This window comes from Parafrankia soli (assembly GCF_001854695.1).
Lineage (GTDB): Bacteria > Actinomycetota > Actinomycetes > Frankiales > Frankiaceae > Parafrankia > Parafrankia soli.
Map to the genome: position 1 here is coordinate 1 of NZ_MAXA01000289.1, position 16,636 is coordinate 16,636.

At 70.7% G+C, this 16,636-nt stretch carries 14 protein-coding genes and 1 pseudogene; 4 read left to right on the forward strand and 11 right to left on the reverse strand.

The window, feature by feature from the left end:
• Positions 1 to 176: 176 nt before the first annotated feature.
• The 4 genes and pseudogenes from BBK14_RS41130 to BBK14_RS36415 all read right to left on the reverse strand — a co-directional run.
• A pseudogene (locus tag BBK14_RS41130) lies at positions 177 to 389 on the reverse strand (YifB family Mg chelatase-like AAA ATPase); the annotation flags it as partial.
• 18 nt (positions 390 to 407) lie between these two features.
• The gene (locus tag BBK14_RS34225) at positions 408 to 1,715 is read right to left on the reverse strand and encodes a YifB family Mg chelatase-like AAA ATPase (RefSeq protein ID WP_241832077.1); all 1,308 of its coding nucleotides are present in this window, start codon (positions 1,713 to 1,715) and stop codon (positions 408 to 410) included.
• A gap of 7 nt (positions 1,716 to 1,722) precedes the next feature.
• A complete protein-coding gene (locus BBK14_RS39260) occupies positions 1,723 to 1,920 on the reverse strand; it encodes a hypothetical protein (protein ID WP_198541518.1) in 198 nt (65 codons plus the stop codon).
• 119 nt (positions 1,921 to 2,039) lie between these two features.
• Positions 2,040 to 3,122 (reverse strand): hypothetical protein, encoded by a 1,083-nt coding sequence (locus BBK14_RS36415; protein ID WP_198541519.1) that lies wholly within the window; start codon positions 3,120 to 3,122, stop codon positions 2,040 to 2,042.
• Positions 3,123 to 3,564: 442 nt separating this feature from the next.
• Here BBK14_RS36415 and BBK14_RS34240 point away from each other — a divergent pair, with 442 nt between their 5' ends.
• Positions 3,565 to 3,981, forward strand: coding sequence for a hypothetical protein (locus BBK14_RS34240; RefSeq protein WP_131802500.1), 417 nt, complete (start codon positions 3,565 to 3,567; stop codon positions 3,979 to 3,981).
• A gap of 352 nt (positions 3,982 to 4,333) precedes the next feature.
• On the opposite strand, the gene BBK14_RS36420 is transcribed toward BBK14_RS34240, so the two are convergent.
• Together BBK14_RS36420 and map are read right to left on the reverse strand one after the other, a co-directional pair.
• Positions 4,334 to 4,888 carry a hypothetical protein gene (locus tag BBK14_RS36420; protein WP_083391441.1) on the reverse strand — a complete coding sequence of 185 codons (555 nt, stop codon included), beginning with the start codon at positions 4,886 to 4,888 and terminating at the stop codon, positions 4,334 to 4,336.
• Between the two features lie 1,348 nt (positions 4,889 to 6,236).
• Entirely contained in the window at positions 6,237 to 7,019 is a 783-nt protein-coding gene (gene map, locus BBK14_RS34250; RefSeq protein ID WP_071067268.1) for a type I methionyl aminopeptidase, read from the reverse strand.
• A gap of 66 nt (positions 7,020 to 7,085) precedes the next feature.
• Between map and BBK14_RS34255 the strand changes: the two genes are divergently transcribed.
• On the forward strand, positions 7,086 to 7,388 hold the full coding sequence (locus BBK14_RS34255) for a helix-turn-helix domain-containing protein (protein ID WP_071067269.1): 303 nt from the start codon (positions 7,086 to 7,088) through the stop codon (positions 7,386 to 7,388).
• An 85-nt stretch (positions 7,389 to 7,473) separates the two neighbouring features.
• Here BBK14_RS34255 and BBK14_RS34260 read toward each other — a convergent pair whose 3' ends face one another.
• The 5 genes from BBK14_RS34260 to BBK14_RS34275 all read right to left on the reverse strand — a co-directional run bounded on the left by BBK14_RS34260 (position 7,474) and on the right by BBK14_RS34275 (position 13,449).
• On the reverse strand, positions 7,474 to 8,151 hold the full coding sequence (locus tag BBK14_RS34260; RefSeq protein WP_198541520.1) for a 2'-5' RNA ligase family protein: 678 nt from the start codon (positions 8,149 to 8,151) through the stop codon (positions 7,474 to 7,476).
• Complete coding sequence (locus BBK14_RS34265; protein WP_241832078.1) at positions 8,148 to 8,591, reverse strand: hypothetical protein; 444 nt, start codon at positions 8,589 to 8,591, stop codon at positions 8,148 to 8,150. Before BBK14_RS34265 ends, BBK14_RS34260 begins: the two co-directional genes overlap by 4 nt.
• A 135-nt stretch (positions 8,592 to 8,726) precedes the next feature.
• On the reverse strand, positions 8,727 to 8,888 hold the full coding sequence (locus tag BBK14_RS36430; protein WP_198541521.1) for a hypothetical protein: 162 nt from the start codon (positions 8,886 to 8,888) through the stop codon (positions 8,727 to 8,729).
• Positions 8,889 to 9,460: 572 nt separating this feature from the next.
• The gene (locus BBK14_RS34270) at positions 9,461 to 12,319 is read right to left on the reverse strand and encodes a protein kinase domain-containing protein (protein ID WP_071067271.1); all 2,859 of its coding nucleotides are present in this window, start codon (positions 12,317 to 12,319) and stop codon (positions 9,461 to 9,463) included.
• 311 nt (positions 12,320 to 12,630) lie between these two features.
• Positions 12,631 to 13,449, reverse strand: coding sequence for a hypothetical protein (locus tag BBK14_RS34275; RefSeq protein WP_241832079.1), 819 nt, complete (start codon positions 13,447 to 13,449; stop codon positions 12,631 to 12,633).
• Between the two features lie 230 nt (positions 13,450 to 13,679).
• On the opposite strand from BBK14_RS34275, the gene BBK14_RS34280 reads away from it, so the two are divergent.
• Together BBK14_RS34280 and BBK14_RS34285 are read left to right on the forward strand one after the other, a co-directional pair.
• Positions 13,680 to 15,890, forward strand: a complete 2,211-nt coding sequence (locus BBK14_RS34280; RefSeq protein ID WP_071067275.1) for a sensor histidine kinase — start codon at positions 13,680 to 13,682, stop codon at positions 15,888 to 15,890.
• Positions 15,887 to 16,483 carry a response regulator gene (locus BBK14_RS34285; RefSeq protein ID WP_071067273.1) on the forward strand — a complete coding sequence of 199 codons (597 nt, stop codon included), beginning with the start codon at positions 15,887 to 15,889 and terminating at the stop codon, positions 16,481 to 16,483. The genes BBK14_RS34280 and BBK14_RS34285 overlap by 4 nt, the downstream gene beginning before the upstream one ends.
• Positions 16,484 to 16,636: the final 153 nt, after the last annotated feature.

Sequence of the window (16,636 nt, forward strand, 5' to 3'; positions counted from 1 at the left end):
CGGCCGCGCCAGCTTCGACCTCCTCCGCAAACGGGTCCTGCTTGCCAGATGATCAGCGGCCGGTCGGAAGAATCACAAGATCAGCGCCAGATCCAAAAACTCGCCCTTGAAGCCACCCACTGCCGGTTCCCTGTCGGTGACGCCCGGCGAGTTGACGACGGTGAACGCACGAACCGTCAGACGTCGGGGTGGGGTTGTCGTAGTTCGCGGGCGAGGTCTACCTGTTCGACGCCGGGGCGGTCGAGCCCGGTGAGGTCGGCGAGGGTCCAGGCGATCTGCAGGATGCAGGTCGTTTCGGCCTGGGCGACTACGGAGTCGGGCTGGACATGCTGCGCGGCGTGCAGGACTGCTCGGGGCAGTGGCCAGAACCGGTCCAGGATGGGGCGGGGGAGCTGGGCGTTGTGCCGCTAGGGGGTGCGCCGGAGCCGGGTGGCCATGGCCTGGCGTGCTTGGGCGACCCGGGCGGCGACGACCGCTGTTGACTCGCTCCGGCCTTCGTCTCGGTGCGGCCCGTCGGATCGGATCCGCGGCAGCGTGACGCGCAGATGGCAGTGATCCCGGATCGGTGCGGGGATGCGGGTGAGGTAGCGGTGCCGGGCCCGGGGAGCACAGGCGCAGCCTGCGCCGGCGGCGAAGATCGGCTGGGGGCAGGGGCAGGGTCTGCTGGTCAGAACGAGCAGGAACGCTGCGGGCAGGGTCACCGTCGTCGGCCAGATGGGGATCTCGACGCGGCCGGTGGAAAGGGGCTGCCACAGCCCCTGCAGGGTGCTGCGGGTGAACTCGGGGGCGTCCGCGAGGAGCAGGAGGCCGCGGTGGGCCTGGCTGACGATCCCGGGCCGGATCTGCGTGGCGCGTGTCGCCGAGCCGAACAGGGCCCCGGCGGTGGTGCTGTGGTGGGGTGCCCGCCAGGGCGGTCGGGTGATCAAGGTGGCGTGGGCGGGCAGCACGCCGGCGGCGGAGTGCAGCGCGGTGACCTCGAGGGATTCGGTGTGCATGAGGGGTGGGAGCAGGCCTGGGATGCGGTCGGCCAGCATCCGTGTCGTGCTGCCGGTGCCGCCGGTCAGGAACAGGTGATGGCCTCCCGCCGCGGCGACTTCGGCCGCCAGGCGACCGCGCGGCCCGACCGGGACGTCGGCGAGGTCGACCTGCCTGTCGGCCTCGGCGGTGCCAGTGGGCGCGGGAGAGATGGTCGTCGACTGTTCCTGGCCCTGGAGGAGCCGGACCAGAGCGGTGAGGTCGGGAACGGCTTCCACCTTCACACCCGGAGCGAGGGCGGCTTCGGTCGCGTTCGCGGTCGGCACGACGACACGCGGTATACCCGCTTCGACCGCGGCGAGGACGGCGGGGAGTACACCTCGTCCCGGCAGGAGACGTCCGTCGAGGCCGAGTTCGCCGATCAGAGCCCGGTCGGCGAGCGCGTCGTGGGGCAGGATCCCGGCTGCGGCGAGGATGGCCGCGGCGATCGGGAGGTCGAGCAGGGGGCTGGCCTTCGGCATCGTGGCGGGAAACAGACCAATGGTGAGCTGCTGGTGTGGCCAGGGGATGCCGGAGTTGAAGACAGCGGCGCGCAGCCGGTCCCTGATCTCGTGGGCCTGGTCGTCGGGAAAGCCGATGATGTCCAGCCGGGGACTGCCGTCGCCGATGGCGGCTTCGACGTCGATGGGGTATCCCTGCGCTCCGACGAGGGCGATGGATCGGGTCTGTACGTGGTCCATGGCAGTCTCACCGAGACCCGGGCTGATCGGGCTGGTCGGGCTGAACAGGCGGGTTGGCGGCGAGGCGTTCGACGTCGGCGAGGGCGTAGCCCCAGGTTTCGAGTTGGGTGAGGTAACGCCGCAGGGCGGGCGTGGGGTGCTGCCAGCTGTCGACGGCGGCGGCGGAGTGCTCGTGGGCGCCGAGGATGAGGGTGAGGGTCAGCATCTGGGCGCGGTGCTCGCCGGCCTGCGCGATCAGCTCGGTGAGGCGGGTGGGGGTGAGCGGGGAGTCGGTGGTGCCCAGGAGGAGCCGGGCGGTGGGGTGGTGCTGGTCGAGGGCTCGGGTCAGGTCGTGGTGTGCGGTGGCGAGCTGGTCGGCGACGAACCGGCTCGTGCCCTTCGGCGGGGTTCGGCGCGCGAGGAAGGTACGTAGCCAGCCGCGGCGGACGGCGGTGGCTGACTGCCACGCCTGAGTGTTCTCGAGGATCTGCTGGTGGCGGGCGACCTCCTCCGCGGACGGCTGTTCGGCGGGCCCGGCGGATCTGCCTTCGCTTCCGTCTCCGTGCGAGGTGTCCTCGGCACCCCCGGCGCTGTCGGTGGCGTGGTGAGCGTGGTCTCGGCTGGTGTCGTCGTCGCCGCTGTCGGTGTCCGCGGTGCCGCCCGGGTGGGGCTGGTGTCGGTGGCTGGGGTGGCGTACCGGTGGATGTGGCCGTAGGCGTCCGGGTGGGTGCACACGTATTCGGGGAGGTAGGTGACCTGGAACGGCCCGCTGCCGGTGATATCGTAGTCCTGGATGAGGTAGGCGGCGTGGCCGGGGCAGGAGGTGTGGCCCTCGGGGGTGAGCGGAGCGCGGTCGTGGTCGAGCAGGGACAGCCTGCAGGCCGGGTCGGTGGGAGTGGGCCGGTTGATGATCCGCACGCCGTTCTGGCGCAGCTCGTCGAGGACGCGGTTGCGGGCCTGCTGATCGGCGCGGGCGTCGCGGAGCCGCTGGGCGGTGTGGTCGAAGCCGCCGGCGCTGGTGCTGGTAGCGCGGATGAGGGTGGCGACGGCGTCGGGGTCGTCGGCGAACTCGGCGATGACCACGGCCTGGAACAGGTCGAGTCCGTGCTCGGTGAGCGCGTCGCGGGCTGTGGGGGAACCGGCGACGGTCAGCGCGGCCTCGACGTGCCGRCGCGGGGCGCGGAGACGCCGGGCGATCTTCGTGGGGGTTAGGCCGAAGACGGCGAGCTGGCCGACGGCGTGGACCTGGTCGCAGGTGTGTAGCGCGCTCCGGTGCTGGTTCTCCGCCCACTGGGTGACGATCCGGCTGATCTCGGCGGTCTGGTCGTCGCTGTCGTCCCCGATGATGAGGACCGGCTGGTTCCGGTGCCGATCGGGTGACCACGGTGGCGCTGTCGGGAACCCTTGTCGTTTGCGTTTAAGGATCATTTTGTGATCGTTCTGCCGTGCGACCGTCGGCTCGCCGGGATCATGACGGGCGGAGGTCAGGGCTGCCTTCGCGCGGCTTCGCGGGGTGTGGCGTGAGGCGCGGGTGTCGTCAGGCGCGTCCAGGACAAACGATGATCATCCGATGTCTGGCGGGTCCGGCCTGAGTGAGTGTGGGATGGCCTCGCCTGTTCTTGCATGAGACTGCGCCGCGATACCGTGGACGGTGGCCTGTCGCGGGCGCTCGTGGCTATGCCGATGAGATCTGACCGCGTTCGTTGACGGACCAGACCACGTGGTCGTCGCTCGAACCTGACTGAGGGCGCCGCGACCTGACTCGCTGTGACCGGTTCGGATCCGGCAGAATCAGTCGCATGGCGGTCCGCTGGTTTAGTGTCGTCGTCGACTGCGACGATCCTGTGGCCTTGGCCGAGTGGTGGGCGAGGTGCTGCGCGGCCTTTCACCGGACAGCCCACCGGGGACGGCGCCGCGGCCGGACTACGACCCCGGCCGGTGGTCGCTGGCCCGTCGAGAGCAGGTGAAGGCCGCGGAGCTGGCCGCGGCAGGCCACCCGGTAAGCGCGGCGACGGTGAAGCGCCATCGGCAGCGCTACCAGGCTCGGGGTGTTGTCGGCCTGGTCGACCATCGGGTGGACCGGCGCAGGGCGGGGTTCGTCCTCTGGCGCACCGAGCAGATCCTCGCCGGGTCCGACCCGCCGGTGGTGGTGCCGTCGCGGCGGACCCTCTACCGGCTGTTCGGCAGGCTCGCGCACGGCCGCCACGTCACCGGTTCGGCGCGCGCCCGCCGGTCGCTGGCTGCGCGTCCCGACGGCCCCGTTCTCCTGACACCGTCGGTTGCATAGAGGCGCCCGCTGATCGGCGTCCCTCCGCGAGTAGCCGCCGGCCGGTCGGGTGCGGCGCGCTACGGAAGCATCCGCGCGGACCGACCAGCCCCCAGCCGCGTCTCGGCCTGCACGGCCGTCTTGATCGCTCCTAACTGTTGCCAGCTGGTGGGGTACTGGCAACAGTCGTAATGTTGGCTGGGTCCCGGCAACTACACCTCGTGAAGACCGAGCCCTTCACCGGCAGGCGCTCCGCGTGACCTCGCGCCGACGGCGACACATGGGCCTTCGCGGAGACCGTGGCTGAGCGACGGGTACTGGGGCGGGCCGGAGGGTGCCGGGCCGAGCGGCGCCGACACCCTCCCTCTCAACGTCAGACGATGATCAGCGTCGCGAGGTCGGTGCTGTCGGTGATGCCCGTAGTCGAGCACTGGAGCAGGTTGAGCTGCGGGATCTGGATGGTCTCGACGGCCGTCCGGCCCTTGAACCGGCCGGCGGTGATCGTTCCTGCCAGGGTGACGATGGACGCGGCCGGGAGCGTCTGGATCTGTGCGGTGAAGGTGAAGGTGCTGGTTTGGCCGTCGTTCCACGTGATCACCCGGGCGCCTGGATCATTGAACGCCGCCTGGACGCACGAGGCACCCGGGCGGTTGAAGACCTCGGTGTAGGTCGCGGAGGTGATACCGGTGCCTGGCGCCACGCAGGCGCCCGGTCTCGCGGCGGAGCCGAGGGAGCCGTTGATCGTGACCGTGGTGTCGTGCGGGGTGTAGGTCAACCCCGGGCTGTAACTGACTGCTTCCGTCCCCGTACAGGTGACGAGATTGGTGTCCGTCGAGGCCGCGGCGGGCGCGAGCCACAGGCCGGCCGCCGCCGCGGACACGGCGACGACGCCGGCGAACGCGCGACGTGGCAAGAAAATCAGCTTCATGATTTCTCCTCCTGGTCATGGAACCCATCACTCGCCCACGGTGCTCGCCCGGTACCTGGTGGCCAGGTTTTCGTTATCCTGCTGGGGCACGGCGACCTACCCGCCGGCTGGCCGAGGGCTCGCCTTTAGAGCAGGGGCCCGCGGCGGCATGAATGAACTTTTCCATCTAACGCCGCTCCTCCAAGGATGCCTCAGGAACAAGCCTGCCGTAGAAAAGCTTCACTGTTATGCTGGGGGAGATTCTCGGCTGGCTCTGGCGGGTGAGTGTGCACGCTGACCCGCTATTCAGTACCGAAGTCCTGGGCTGTGTGGCATCGGAATGTTACGGGACACGCAGYCGGTTCGGCGCGATGCCGGCAGGCGTGTCGCGCCGCGCAGTGTGGCGCCCAAACGGTTGATGGGCATATATCCGGCGGCGCCGGCTTCAGTCCCCGATGTCCTCATCGTCGACGCTGTCGAAGCAGAGGAGATTGTCCAGTTCCGCTCGAACCGCGGGCGCACGAAGGCGCAGGTAGAGCCGGGAGTAACCTGCGACGCGCACGATCTGGTGGGCGTCTGCAAGGTGCCCACGCTTCGGTCCCCTTTTCAGGCCCGGGTGAACGACGGGGGCGACTTTCACCGCACGTTGCTGTCCGGTGGCTGTCGCGCGAGCGGCGGGGGCGCATCAGCAGCGGCGAAGGGTGACGGTTCGGCCGGTGGGGCTGGTGGCAGTGATCTTGGTGTGGGGGTCTTGCCGCCGCGGTCGTCGAAGATGATCAGGACGGTAGAAGCCGTTCTGATGCCATTCTGAAGCCGGGTGGCTCTGCTCGTGTGAACCGACCGCAGATGTTCGCGAGCGGCGACCGCACCCCTGTTGTCTCTGGGGTTGCTGTTCGCGAGTTCCGACCGCACCCTCCGAGCGGCGACGGGAAGATCGGCACCGTCGAGCGAGGGGTGCCGGTGGCCAGGCTGTCGAGGGTCGAGTTGTACGCGGCGATCCGCCGTGACGCCCGGACGGGGATGTCGAGCCGGCCGATCGAACGCAAGCACGGGCAGGCCGGCGCACGGTCTGAAGGCATTGGCGTCGGCGTGACCCGAGCCGCGGAAACAACAGGTCGCCCGGGGTTCGAAGCTCGACCCGTACAAGGCCCGGGACTCGGGTCGGTGCGCCAGGAGATGTTGGCCCGGCGGGGTGCGGTGTCGCCGCGCACGCGGAGCAGCATCAGTCCGAGAGCGTTGCGTGTCAGGGCGTAGAGCAACGACCACACCATGACCATCCAGCCTGCCCGACACGGACCCCGGCCCGTAGGCAAACACGCAGGTAGCCGCCCAAATCAGGGTTCTGGAGCCCCACAGGGTCGCTCCGACCTCACGGCTGCACCTGCTTTGGCAAGGTGAGGATTTCGGCTCCGTCGTTGGTGATAGCGATCGTGTGCTCACTGTGCGCTGTCCGGCAGCCTGTCGCGCTTCGGAGGGTCCAGCCATCGGCATCGGTGACGAGCTCGGCGGTGTCCGCCATGACCCACGGCTCCAATGCCAGCAGCAGCCCAGGGCGCAGTCTGTATCCACGGCCGGGCCGTCCGGTGTTCGAAACGTGCGGGTCCTGGTGCATCGTTGATCCGATGCCATGACCTCCGAACTCGGTGTTGATCGGGTACCCGGCCTCGCTGAGGACGGAGCCGATGGCATGGGAGATGTCACCGATGCGAGCTCCGGGGCCGGCAGCGGCTATCCCTGCGTACAGCGCGCGTTCGGTCGCGTTGATCATCGCGACGCTCTCCGGGGGCTTTGAGTCGCCCACGATGAAGCTGATGGCGGAGTCCGCGGCGACTCCGTCTCTGGAGACGGCGAGGTCGAGTGTCAGCAGGTCGCCGTCGGCAAGCGTGTAGTCGTAGGGCAGTCCGTGGAGCACGGCGTCGTTGACGGCCGTGCAGATGTAGTGGCCGAACGGCCCACGTCCGAAGGACGGCTCGTAGTCGACGTAGCAGGACTGCGCCCCAGCCTCGACGATCATGGTCTCGGTCCACCGGTCGATGTCCAGGAGGCTCGTGCCGACCGTGCTGCGGCTCTTCAGCGTCTGCAAAATGTCGGCGACCAGGGCGCCTGTGTCCTTCGCTTGGGCCAGTTTGGCGGGGCTCAGGATCTCGATCATGCGGCGCCCTTCTCGCACTACCAATAACTATCCCGGCCATATTATACCGGTACTATAATCGGAGTCATGGTCAGGTTGCCGCTCACTCCGGCAGAGGTCGAGCGCGGGCAGCGCCTCGGCGCCCTCCTGCGTCGGGCCAGGGGGGAGCGCTCGATGCTCGATACCGCGCTGGATGCGGGTGTCTCACCAGAAACCCTTCGGAAGATCGAGTCTGGTCGCGTGGCCACCCCTGCCTTCCCGACCATCGCGGCGATCGCCGATGTCCTCGGCCTTTCCCTCGACGAAGTGTGGGCCGAGATCAACCAGCCTGACGGCGAGGTCGAACCCACAAGATCAGGTCGTAACGCACGCGAGCGGCTGGCCTCGTGAGTCTCGGGCCCGCAGCTCCGTTGCAGGTGCCGACGGCAGAGAGCCCGTGGGCGCGGTGCTCAACCAACGTCCCCGGTCAGTACACCTAGCAGGCGCTGACAAGGTGCACGCGGGCCGAGGTGTCCCACCGGTACGCGCGTTCCTCGCGGCGTAGTTCGACCAGCGCGACGGCGCCGACCGTGACACGGACGGGTGGAAGCTCCCGGAGATCTCTGACGGCCGAGATGATCGGATGGGCGTCGGTCCGACTGTTGCAGTAGGCGATGCCGACGTGGGGCCGAAACCCGTTCGGCTTGACCACCACCGCGGCGGGCCCGAGTACGGCCGTGATCGCCTCGATGAGCCCGTCCCGAACGGCGACCACCGGTGCCCAGGGCAGGACGCTGAAGCGGACGGCACCGGACGACCCCGCCAGTGGCCCCACAGCCAACGAGAACGGCTCGACACCGGCCAGCCGTACACACGTCTGCTCCACGGCTCTGTCAACATCAGCCCGGCCGATCTGATCGGTGAAGGCGAGACGTTGGAGCGTCAGATGCAGCCCGTCAGGCGGTACCGGGTCGAGGACGGGCAGGCGCAGCCGCTGCTGGCACCGGTCGGCAAGGGTGTGCAGCTCGGTGGCGTTCTCGAAGGTCAGCATCCAGTGGTAGGAGCGGCGTCCGGGCGTCCAGCCGGGCCGGTCCCAGTGGTTGTCGAGCCGGTCGAGGCTGGTGAAGCGGTGCCAGTCGTCCATGACCGGGTTCGTGGTGGGTGACGTGGTCACCGGTGTGCGCCGGCGGGGAGGGCGAGCGCGCGGGAAGCCTCCGCGAGTTCGGTGACCGGGCCGATCTGCTGCCATGGCCCGGCACGGGCGACCAGCTCGTGGCTACGACGTCGGATGGACTCGATCGGGTTGCCGGCCGCGCTAGTCAGAGCCTCGATCCCAAGTGCGGCAGCCTGCTCCGGGTCGGGAGCGTCGGACAGGAGCAGCGCGGTCGCCAGGTCGAGGCGGACGAGACAACGGCTCCACATCGATGGGGATCGGTCGGCTACCTGCACGGCCATGTCCGCATACTCCCGCACCCTGGCCGTTTCGCCCAGGGAGACGTATGCGGTCGCTGCGTTCGCGGCGACACGGGCCGTGCTGTAGGGCCCGAAGGAGATACAGGGTGACATCCCGTCGGGCACCGGATACTGGTCGGCCAGGTCGAACGCTTCGGCCACGGATCGGTCCACGCCGGTGCRGTCACCGAGCCGACCGAGGGCGCGTGCCTTCCCGTTCACGGCAAGCCGGATTGCCTGGGCCGACCGACCGGCGACTCGGCGACCTGACGTCCGCGCGTCGGGGACCGGTGGTGTTCAGCGCAGGGTGAGTGGGGTCGCGGATGCGACGTGGGACAGTTTCTCCGGGTTGCGGACGTAGTAGAGGCCGGTGATGCGTGCGTCCTCGACACGGATCGCCATGACGCCGTCGATCTCGCCGTCCAGGCGGACGAGGAGTGCCGGGTTGCCGTTGACCATGGTCGGTTCGGCGGTGAGCGTGCCTCGGCCAGGACGTCCTGGTAGGCGACGACCGCGTCGTCGGACCCGCCCACCAGCTGGTGCAGGCGGACCCGGTGGACGAAGTCCGGGCGCGGGTTGATCAGCGTCACGGTCACGTCGTCGCGCAGCGTCAGCCGGTTCGCGGCCATCACGCCCGCATATCCGCCACCGATCACGACCACATGCGTGTTCCCAGTCATAGTGCCTCCTCCGTTTCCAGGTGGTCGGCCTCAAGACACCGCGTCATCGGTCGCTGTGACAGGACGTGAGTCAGATCACTTCACGGGGGCTCGGCTGGAGCTGTGACCGCATTGGTTCGCCGGGTTGGGTCAGGCTGCGGTTTTGAGAGGGCGTCCGCCCCAGCGGATGCCCTTCTCGCTTCGGATGCGGGCTCGTTCCTTGCGTTCGGCGGCCAGGACGTCGGGCGCATGAGCCCGAGGCGGCGGCTGCGCTGGTCGGGAGCGCCTTGAACGACGACGATCGGGAGTTCGTCGAGTACTGGTGTGTGCGGAGCCCGTCAACCTGTACGAGGCCGGATGCCCGACAACGCCTCAGCCCGCGGTCGGTTCCGGTGCCACGCTGATCAGGTCGACGACGAAGACGAGCGTGTCGTCGGCCGCGATGTCCGGGGGCTGGCCACCGGCGGGTCCGTAACCCAGATCGGGTGGGATGACGATCTCGCGGCGGCCGCTGGTGCGCATCCCCTCGATCCCGCGTGCGAACCCGTCGATCACCGTTCTGAGCGAGAACGTGTCGGATGCGCCGCGGCCCCAGCTCGAGTCGAACACCTTTCCGTCCCGCCACCGGACGCCGACGTAGTGGATGGTGACGGTGCCCGACGCCGATGCGGCCGGGCCGATGCCTGCCACCAGGTCCCTGGTGACCAGCGAGGTCGGTGGACTGCCCGATCCGGCACTGACCACCGGCTCGGTTGTCAGATCGGTCGCCCCGGCCACCGCGGGTAGATCGTCGCCGGCCGTGCCCTCCTCTGGGTCGGATGGTTCGCCGCCCTGCCCGTCCGAGGCCGGTTCCGCCTGCGACCCCGCGCCGGCCGAGGAGTTCGCCGCCAGCGGCATCTGGTCGCTGGTCGATGCCGCCGTCACGCCGAGGGGGAGCGCCACGACGACCACCGCGGCGAGCGTCGCCGCGAGCTGCGCCCCGGCCGAGCCGAGTGTTCTGATCGGCGGTGGACCCGCTGTTCCTTCGGCCCCAGGCCGCTCGGCGCCGGCCGGTCCGACCCGCCGGTGCCGGCGGCGTGCCGCGACGAACCCGGCCACGACGAGCAGCGCGAATCCCCCATAGCCGATGGTGCTGGCCACGGCGTACCCGGACGGCTGGTAGTCGACGAGCACGCGGACTGCGAGAAGCGGACCGGACAGGCCGGCGGCGAGCAGGAATGCACGGTCTGTCTTCCGGCGCGGGTCCGCCACGAGTGACAGGGCCAGCAGCGCGATCAGAACCGTGGCGTTGCCGACCTGGAAGTTCGGTGTCGTCCGGAACCATCCGAGGAGATCGACCGAGGTCACCGCCACCGCTGCGGCCGTGAGCAGGGCGGGTGGCGCTCCCCGGCGGAAAAGCAGGACGAGCAGAGCCAGCCCGGCGAGCACCGTGACCGCCGTGGCCTGTCCGAACCGGAACGACGCCTGGTGCGTCCAGTAGGGATCATCGGGAAAAAGTAGCAGCGCGACGAACCCGAGGGCGGCCAGCGCCGGGCCGACCCGACCCGCTGCGTCGGGCGCCCGCCGCAGCCGTGCGAACGCCGTGACCGCCAGCACGAGCGAGGCCGCGGCCACGGACACCCACCAGCCGGCTCGCAGCGGATGGCTGTATTCGATCGCCTGCTGGCGTACCTCCGCCAGCGCGCCGAGGGTCAGTGCAGCCAGGCCGAAGGCGGCTCCGGTCGTCGGCGCGCGCACCGCCGCCCACCGGTCGAGCGTGACGCGCAGCGCGAGCACCACCGGCAGGGCGGCCAGCACGACCGCGAACGGTCCCCAGACCGCCCACGCGCCGAGCGTCCCGTAGTAGGCCATCGTGGAGGTCACGGGGGCCAGGAACGGGCCGATGCTCGCCAGGGCCGCCACGCCCAGCACGACGTGCGGCCAGATGCCCGGCGAGTCACCCGTGCCCGGCGGTCGGTCGCGCGGGCCCGCGGCCGCAGGGGTGTCCACCGCGGGCCAGGGCCCGTCCCGTGATCCCGGCCGGTTCCGGTCCTCCTGCCCGAGCCGGTTCGTGTCGTCCGGTCGGTGTGTGGTCCCGTCCTCGTCGAGCGCCTCGTCACTGGTCGGCGGCGCCTCGGGCGGGCGGATGGTGCTCGGCCCGATCGCCTGCTGCGCTGAGGCGGCGGTCGTCGTGACACCGGTGGCCGCGCCTGCGTCTGGCCCGGCGTCGTTCGCCGGCGGTTCGGACGGCGGCGGGTTGGACGGCGGCGGTTCGGCCGGCGGGGTGTCGGCCGGCCTGGCCGCGGTCGGTGTGGAGTCGGGTGTCGCGGTCGGCGCGAGGTCGGACATCGTGGTCGGCGAGCCGATGTCGCCGCCGGTACTCCAGGCGAGGACCCGTACGTCGTCGTCGAGGTGGGGCACGAGCTCGGCCCGGTCGAGCCAGCCGGCGCCGAGGGTGTCCCGCGCCGCGCGGGCGAGCTGGAGTGCCAGCTCACCGGCGGTGGCCGGCCGGTCGTCCGGCGCCTTGGCAAGAGCACGCGCCATGACGTCCGCGATCGGGCCCGGTATCCCGACCGGGGGTGGCGGCACCTCGTTGAGATGGCAGTGCTGCAGCGCGGCAAAGGAACGCCGATGATCGGCGAACGGGTGCGCCCCGGTGAGCACCTCGTAGAGCACGACGCCCAGGGCGTACACGTCGGTCGCCGGCCGCAGCTCACGAAGGTCGAACTGCTCCGGCGCCATGTACAGCGGAGTGCCGACGATCCGGCTGGCCGCCACGGCGCTGCCGTCGATGGCCTTGGCAAGACCGAAGTCGGTCACTTTCAGGCGATCGTCGGCCGCGAACAGCATGTTCTCCGGCTTGATGTCGCGGTGGAGCACGTTGCGCCGGTGCGCCGCGCCGACGCCGCCGGCGACCGCCAGGCCGATCGCGCACGCGGTCTCGACGCTGCGCCGCCGTGATCCGTGCCGCCGGGCCGTGCGTTGCCGCAGACTCCCGCCGGGCAACAGCTCCATCACGATGAAACCGAGCCCACCGTGCTCGCGACAGTCGTAGATGCGGACCACATGGGGGTGATCGAGCCCGGCGAGCACCCGAGCCTCCGCCTCGAACTCGTCGGCGTCCAGCTCGCTTGCGAGGATCTTGATTGCGACGTCGCGGTGCAGACGCCGGTGACGGCCGGCCACGACAAGGCCGAAAGCGCCGCTGCCGAGCTCCAGCCCCAGCTCGTAGTCGGGCAACGCGGCTTCCACCCGGGCACGATCGATGATCAGAAAGCGTCCCCCACGCCGACCCGGTGATCTGACTGCCTGACCGACACTGTACCGACATATCCAGTCACGCACCGGACCACCGGACAGCACCCCGTGGCCCCCGCCTGCTCCATCGCGGCGAGGTGGTCGCCGTAAAGCGCCACCTGCGCCGGCGTGGCCGCCCCCAACGCCTCCCGCGCTGCGGCGTCGGCCTTGTCGACGATCAGATCAGTCGTCGCAGGGGTTCCGCGCGCCCCCTGCCGGCGCGCGGAACCTGACAGCTTCGTCGTGGCTGACGGTGCCGTGTGGCGTCAGCTGACCTCGAACCCGGCGGCGATGACGCCGCTGAACTGCGGGGGCGCCCCGATGGGCGTGGTCACGATGTAGCGTCCGGCAACGAGTGTGGTGAGGCCGTAGGCGGGATCGGAACCGGTCGGTTGGGCCACGGCGACGATGTCGGCGACAGCCTCGATGTTCGTCTTCCCGGACTGCACGTCGGCCGCGGTGGCCGTCTCGCCGTCGCGGACCTTGCCGAGCAGCAGGATGAATCCGGCCTTCGCCGGGTCGCCGGTGTTGGTGAACTTCAGTGCGACCGGGCCGGCGGGAAGCGAGGCTGGGACACCGGCGAGGCCGCTGCCGTCGCTGTTGGTCACGTCGAGCGTGGTGTAGCCGCAGGTGTCATGAGCCCATGCGTTGACGGCGGTGAGCGCGGTGTTCACGGAGCCGTCGGGGTCGGCGGGCGGCTTTCCCTCCGCGGCGCCCCGCACGGTCTCGGCGAGGACGTCGACCTGGCTCGCCACGTCGCCGGGTACGCCCGCTCGCAGCGGCCCGAGGTGCGGTTCGATGGACGCCGCCCAGGTCTGGACCTCGGTGGCGCTCGGCGGCGGCGCGTCCGGGTCGAGCCCCGGGATGCCGACCCAGTTGCTCGCCAACTGGGCGGTGCAGGCCGCCTGCGTGGCGTCGGTGGTCGAGGCATCGGGAGTCGTCGTGGTTCCGCGTGTCTCTGTCGCGCCCGCCGTGCCGGAGGAGTCGGAGCAGCCGGCGAGCGCGACGACCGCGCCGAGGCCGAGGGCACCGGCGGTGATCATCCATCGACGGTGGGCCTGGCCGGCGATGCTGTGGGTTTTCATCGTTGTCTCCCGATCGGATCCCGGGCCGGGCCGGTCCTGCTGACCGGTCGCGGCGACAGGCTGATCATTCGGGTGGAACCGTCCCGCCGGCACGGGTGCGCGTTCCCGGAACGGCCGGGAGAAATTCCCGAGGCGGACGGGATCAGCGGTCCCGCACACTGGGTCTCCACGGGGTGCGATCATGCGATCCTGCGCGCCCCACGGGTCTAGGTGAGGGAGCTGGCTTGGACGTGTTCGCTCAGGATCCGTCGCCGGCGCGGTCAGGGCGTCGACGGGCCGCGCACGTCCTGGCCCTGGCCGGGCTCGCGCTGGCCGTCGCCGGCGGGGTGCTGGCCRTGGCCAACCGGCATGGGGATCTCACGCCGTCCGGGGACTCCGCGAGCATGGCGGGCTGGACCCAGGTCGTCCTCGCGGTTCCGTTCGTGGCGGCCGGATGGCTGCTGGCAGTGCGCCGGCCGGAGGTTCCGTTTGGTTGGTTGGCTCTGGCCGCCGCGATCGGCCACGGCGCGGCGGCCGCCGGCACGGGCTGGGCGGTGTTCACTGTGTTCGGCGGGCGGGATCTGCCGGGAGCCGCGCCGGCGCTCCTCGCCGGCTCCACGTGTGGGGCGCTGGAGCCCCTCGTGCTGGTGATTATCTGGGCGACGTTCCCGCAGGGACGGTTCCCCCGCGGCTGGATCGGGCGGGTCGCGGCGGTCAGCGTCGGGTTGTGTGCCGTGGGCTGGCTGAGCGGGCCGCTGTGGTCCTTCAGGTCCGGCGAGTCTCCGCCGGTCTACGCCGGTCTCACCAATCCGATCGGGGTGGATGCCATCCCCGGTTGGCTGCCGGTCGCGCTGTTCTCCTCGGGCCTGCTGCTCGGGTCGGCCGTGATGGTGGTCCGCTGGATGCGGGCGGACGGCGAGCTGCGCCAGGTGCTGCGCTGGCTGGCCGTGATCAACACGGTCGCGATCGTGCTCACCCCCGTCGTCGTCGCGCTTCCCGCCGGAGAGCTGATCGGCAGTGTCGGCACCGTGGTCGAACTCGTCGTCGTCGTCGCCGTGGTGCTCGCGAACCGTGTCTACGGCATCGAGGCGGTCCTCAACCGCACGCTCGTCTACACGCTGCTCACCGCGTTCGTGGCCGTCGTGTACGCGGCCGGCGTCGCGGTCCTCGCCGCGTTCGGCCAGCAGGTGGGCGGGACGTCCACGGTGCTCGCCGCGGTCGGCGCGGCGTTCAGCCTCGCCCCGGCACGCGACCGGGTGCAACGCACGGTGAACCGCTTTCTCTACGGCGAACGCGACGAGCCGTACACCGTGGTGACCGGGGTGGCGGCGCGCCTGGAAGCGGCGGGCAGCGTACAGACCCTGCTGCCGGGCCTGCTCGAAGCCCTGGTCGGGGCGCTGCGGCTGCCGTCTGCCGCGGTGGAGATGCGCGGCGACGACGGTTCCGCCCGTTCCATCACCCACGGCGAGGCCGCGCGGCCGGGCGCGTCGGTCCGCTTCCCGCTGGTGCATCAGGGGCAGGACATAGGCGCGCTCGTCGTCAGCCTGCGGGCCGGGCAGAACGCGCTGGCTCCGCGGGAGAACCGCCTGCTCACCGACATCGCCCGCCAGGTCGCGGTGGCCGCCAGCAACGTGCAGCTCACCGAGGCGCTGATGCGCTCGCGCGAGCGCATCGTCAGCGCGGCGGAGGAGGAACGCCGCCGGCTGCGCCACGACCTGCACGACGGTCTCGGACCGACGCTGACCGCCGCCGCGACCAAGGTGGACGCCGCCGGCAACCTCGTCGACCGGGACGTGGCGCGGGCCAGGAACCTGCTCGACTCGGTCCGGCGGGACCTCACCTCGGCCCTCGCCGACCTGCGCCGCCTGGTCTACGCCCTGAGGCCGCCCGTCCTCGACGAACTCGGGCTGCTGCCCGCGCTGCGCGAGCAGCTTCGGCACGCCGCGGTCCCGGTCGTGGTGTCGGCGCCCGAATCCCTGCCGCCGCTGCCGGCGGCGGTGGAGATCGCCGCTTACCGGATCATCACGGAAGCCATCACGAACGTCACCCGGCACGCCCGGGCGTCGTCCTGCGAAGTGTCGATCACCTGCGTCGATCACCTGCGTGTCGAGATCCGCGACAACGGAACAGCCGGCGACGGCGCGACAGGCGACGGCGCGACAGGCGACAGCGCGACGGGCGACAGCGCGACAGGCGGCACCGCGAGCGGGAGCGGGAGCGGCGCAACATGGGCACCCGGGGTCGGCCTGAGCTCGATGCGGGAACGGGCGACCGCGCTCGGTGGCAGCTGGATCGCCGGACCCACCGCTACCGGCGGCCGGGTCCTGGTAGAACTCCCCCTCTCCCTCGCCGGAAGCGCGATACCCCGGTCCGCCGCCGTGGTCGCTCCAGAAAGGGATCACGGATCTTCTTCATCCGCGCACACCGACGTCACCGGAATGCTCACGAGGAGCCAGCAGTGACCGAACCCCCCGCCACCATCCGGGTGCTCCTCGCCGACGACCACCGCCTCGTGCTGGACGGCCTGTCCGCGCTGATCGACTCCGTCGACGGCCTCACCGTGGTCGGGGAGGCGACCTCCGGCGAGCAGGCCGTCGCCCTCGCCGGCACGGAACAGCCCGACGTCGTGCTCATGGACATCGAGATGCCCGGGATCGGCGGGGTCGAGGCAACCCGCCGGATCACCACCGCACAGCCGACGATCGCGGTCGTGATGCTCACGATGTACGGCGAGGACGAGTTCGTCTTCGCCGCCCTACGCGCCGGCGCCCGCGGCTACCTGCTCAAAGGCGCCCAGCAGAAGGACGTCGTACGCACCATCGGGGCCGTGGCCCGCGGCGACGCCGTGTTCGGACCGGATGTCGCGCACCGCGTACTGCGCACCTTCACCAGCCCACCCGCGGAGAACGCCCCGTTCCCCGAGCTCACCGAACGGGAACGCGAGGTACTCAGCCTGCTGGCGAACGGCTGGCCGAACAGCCGCATCGCGCGCCATCTCCAGCTCACCCCGAAGACCGTCGCCAACAACGTCTCCAACATCGACCCTGCTGGTTAATTGAGCCGACACGCCGGGTGGGGTCGTCGTCGGGAGCGTGTCGCGGCTGGATCATGCCGTGTGCGGCCGTCTTCCTCCTCTTTTCGTCCGGCTGCGGGATGGGGTGTGTGGTGTCGGTGCATCCTCGGTCGTGGCCGGAGCCGGCGGCGGAGA

What these genes read in the sequence shown, in the direction of transcription:
- BBK14_RS34225 (WP_241832077.1), bottom strand. Translation starts at nt 1,715, where the DNA reads ATGGACCACGTACAGACCCGATCCATCGCCCTCGTCGGAGCGCAGGGA.
- BBK14_RS34275 (WP_241832079.1), bottom strand. Translation starts at nt 13,449, where the DNA reads ATGAAAACCCACAGCATCGCCGGCCAGGCCCACCGTCGATGGATGATC.
- BBK14_RS36420 (WP_083391441.1), bottom strand. Translation starts at nt 4,888, where the DNA reads ATGAAGCTGATTTTCTTGCCACGTCGCGCGTTCGCCGGCGTCGTCGCC.
- BBK14_RS34255 (WP_071067269.1), top strand. Translation starts at nt 7,086, where the DNA reads ATGGTCAGGTTGCCGCTCACTCCGGCAGAGGTCGAGCGCGGGCAGCGC.
- map (WP_071067268.1), bottom strand. Translation starts at nt 7,019, where the DNA reads ATGATCGAGATCCTGAGCCCCGCCAAACTGGCCCAAGCGAAGGACACA.
- BBK14_RS39260 (WP_198541518.1), bottom strand. Translation starts at nt 1,920, where the DNA reads ATGCTGACCCTCACCCTCATCCTCGGCGCCCACGAGCACTCCGCCGCC.
- BBK14_RS36430 (WP_198541521.1), bottom strand. Translation starts at nt 8,888, where the DNA reads ATGGTCAACGGCAACCCGGCACTCCTCGTCCGCCTGGACGGCGAGATC.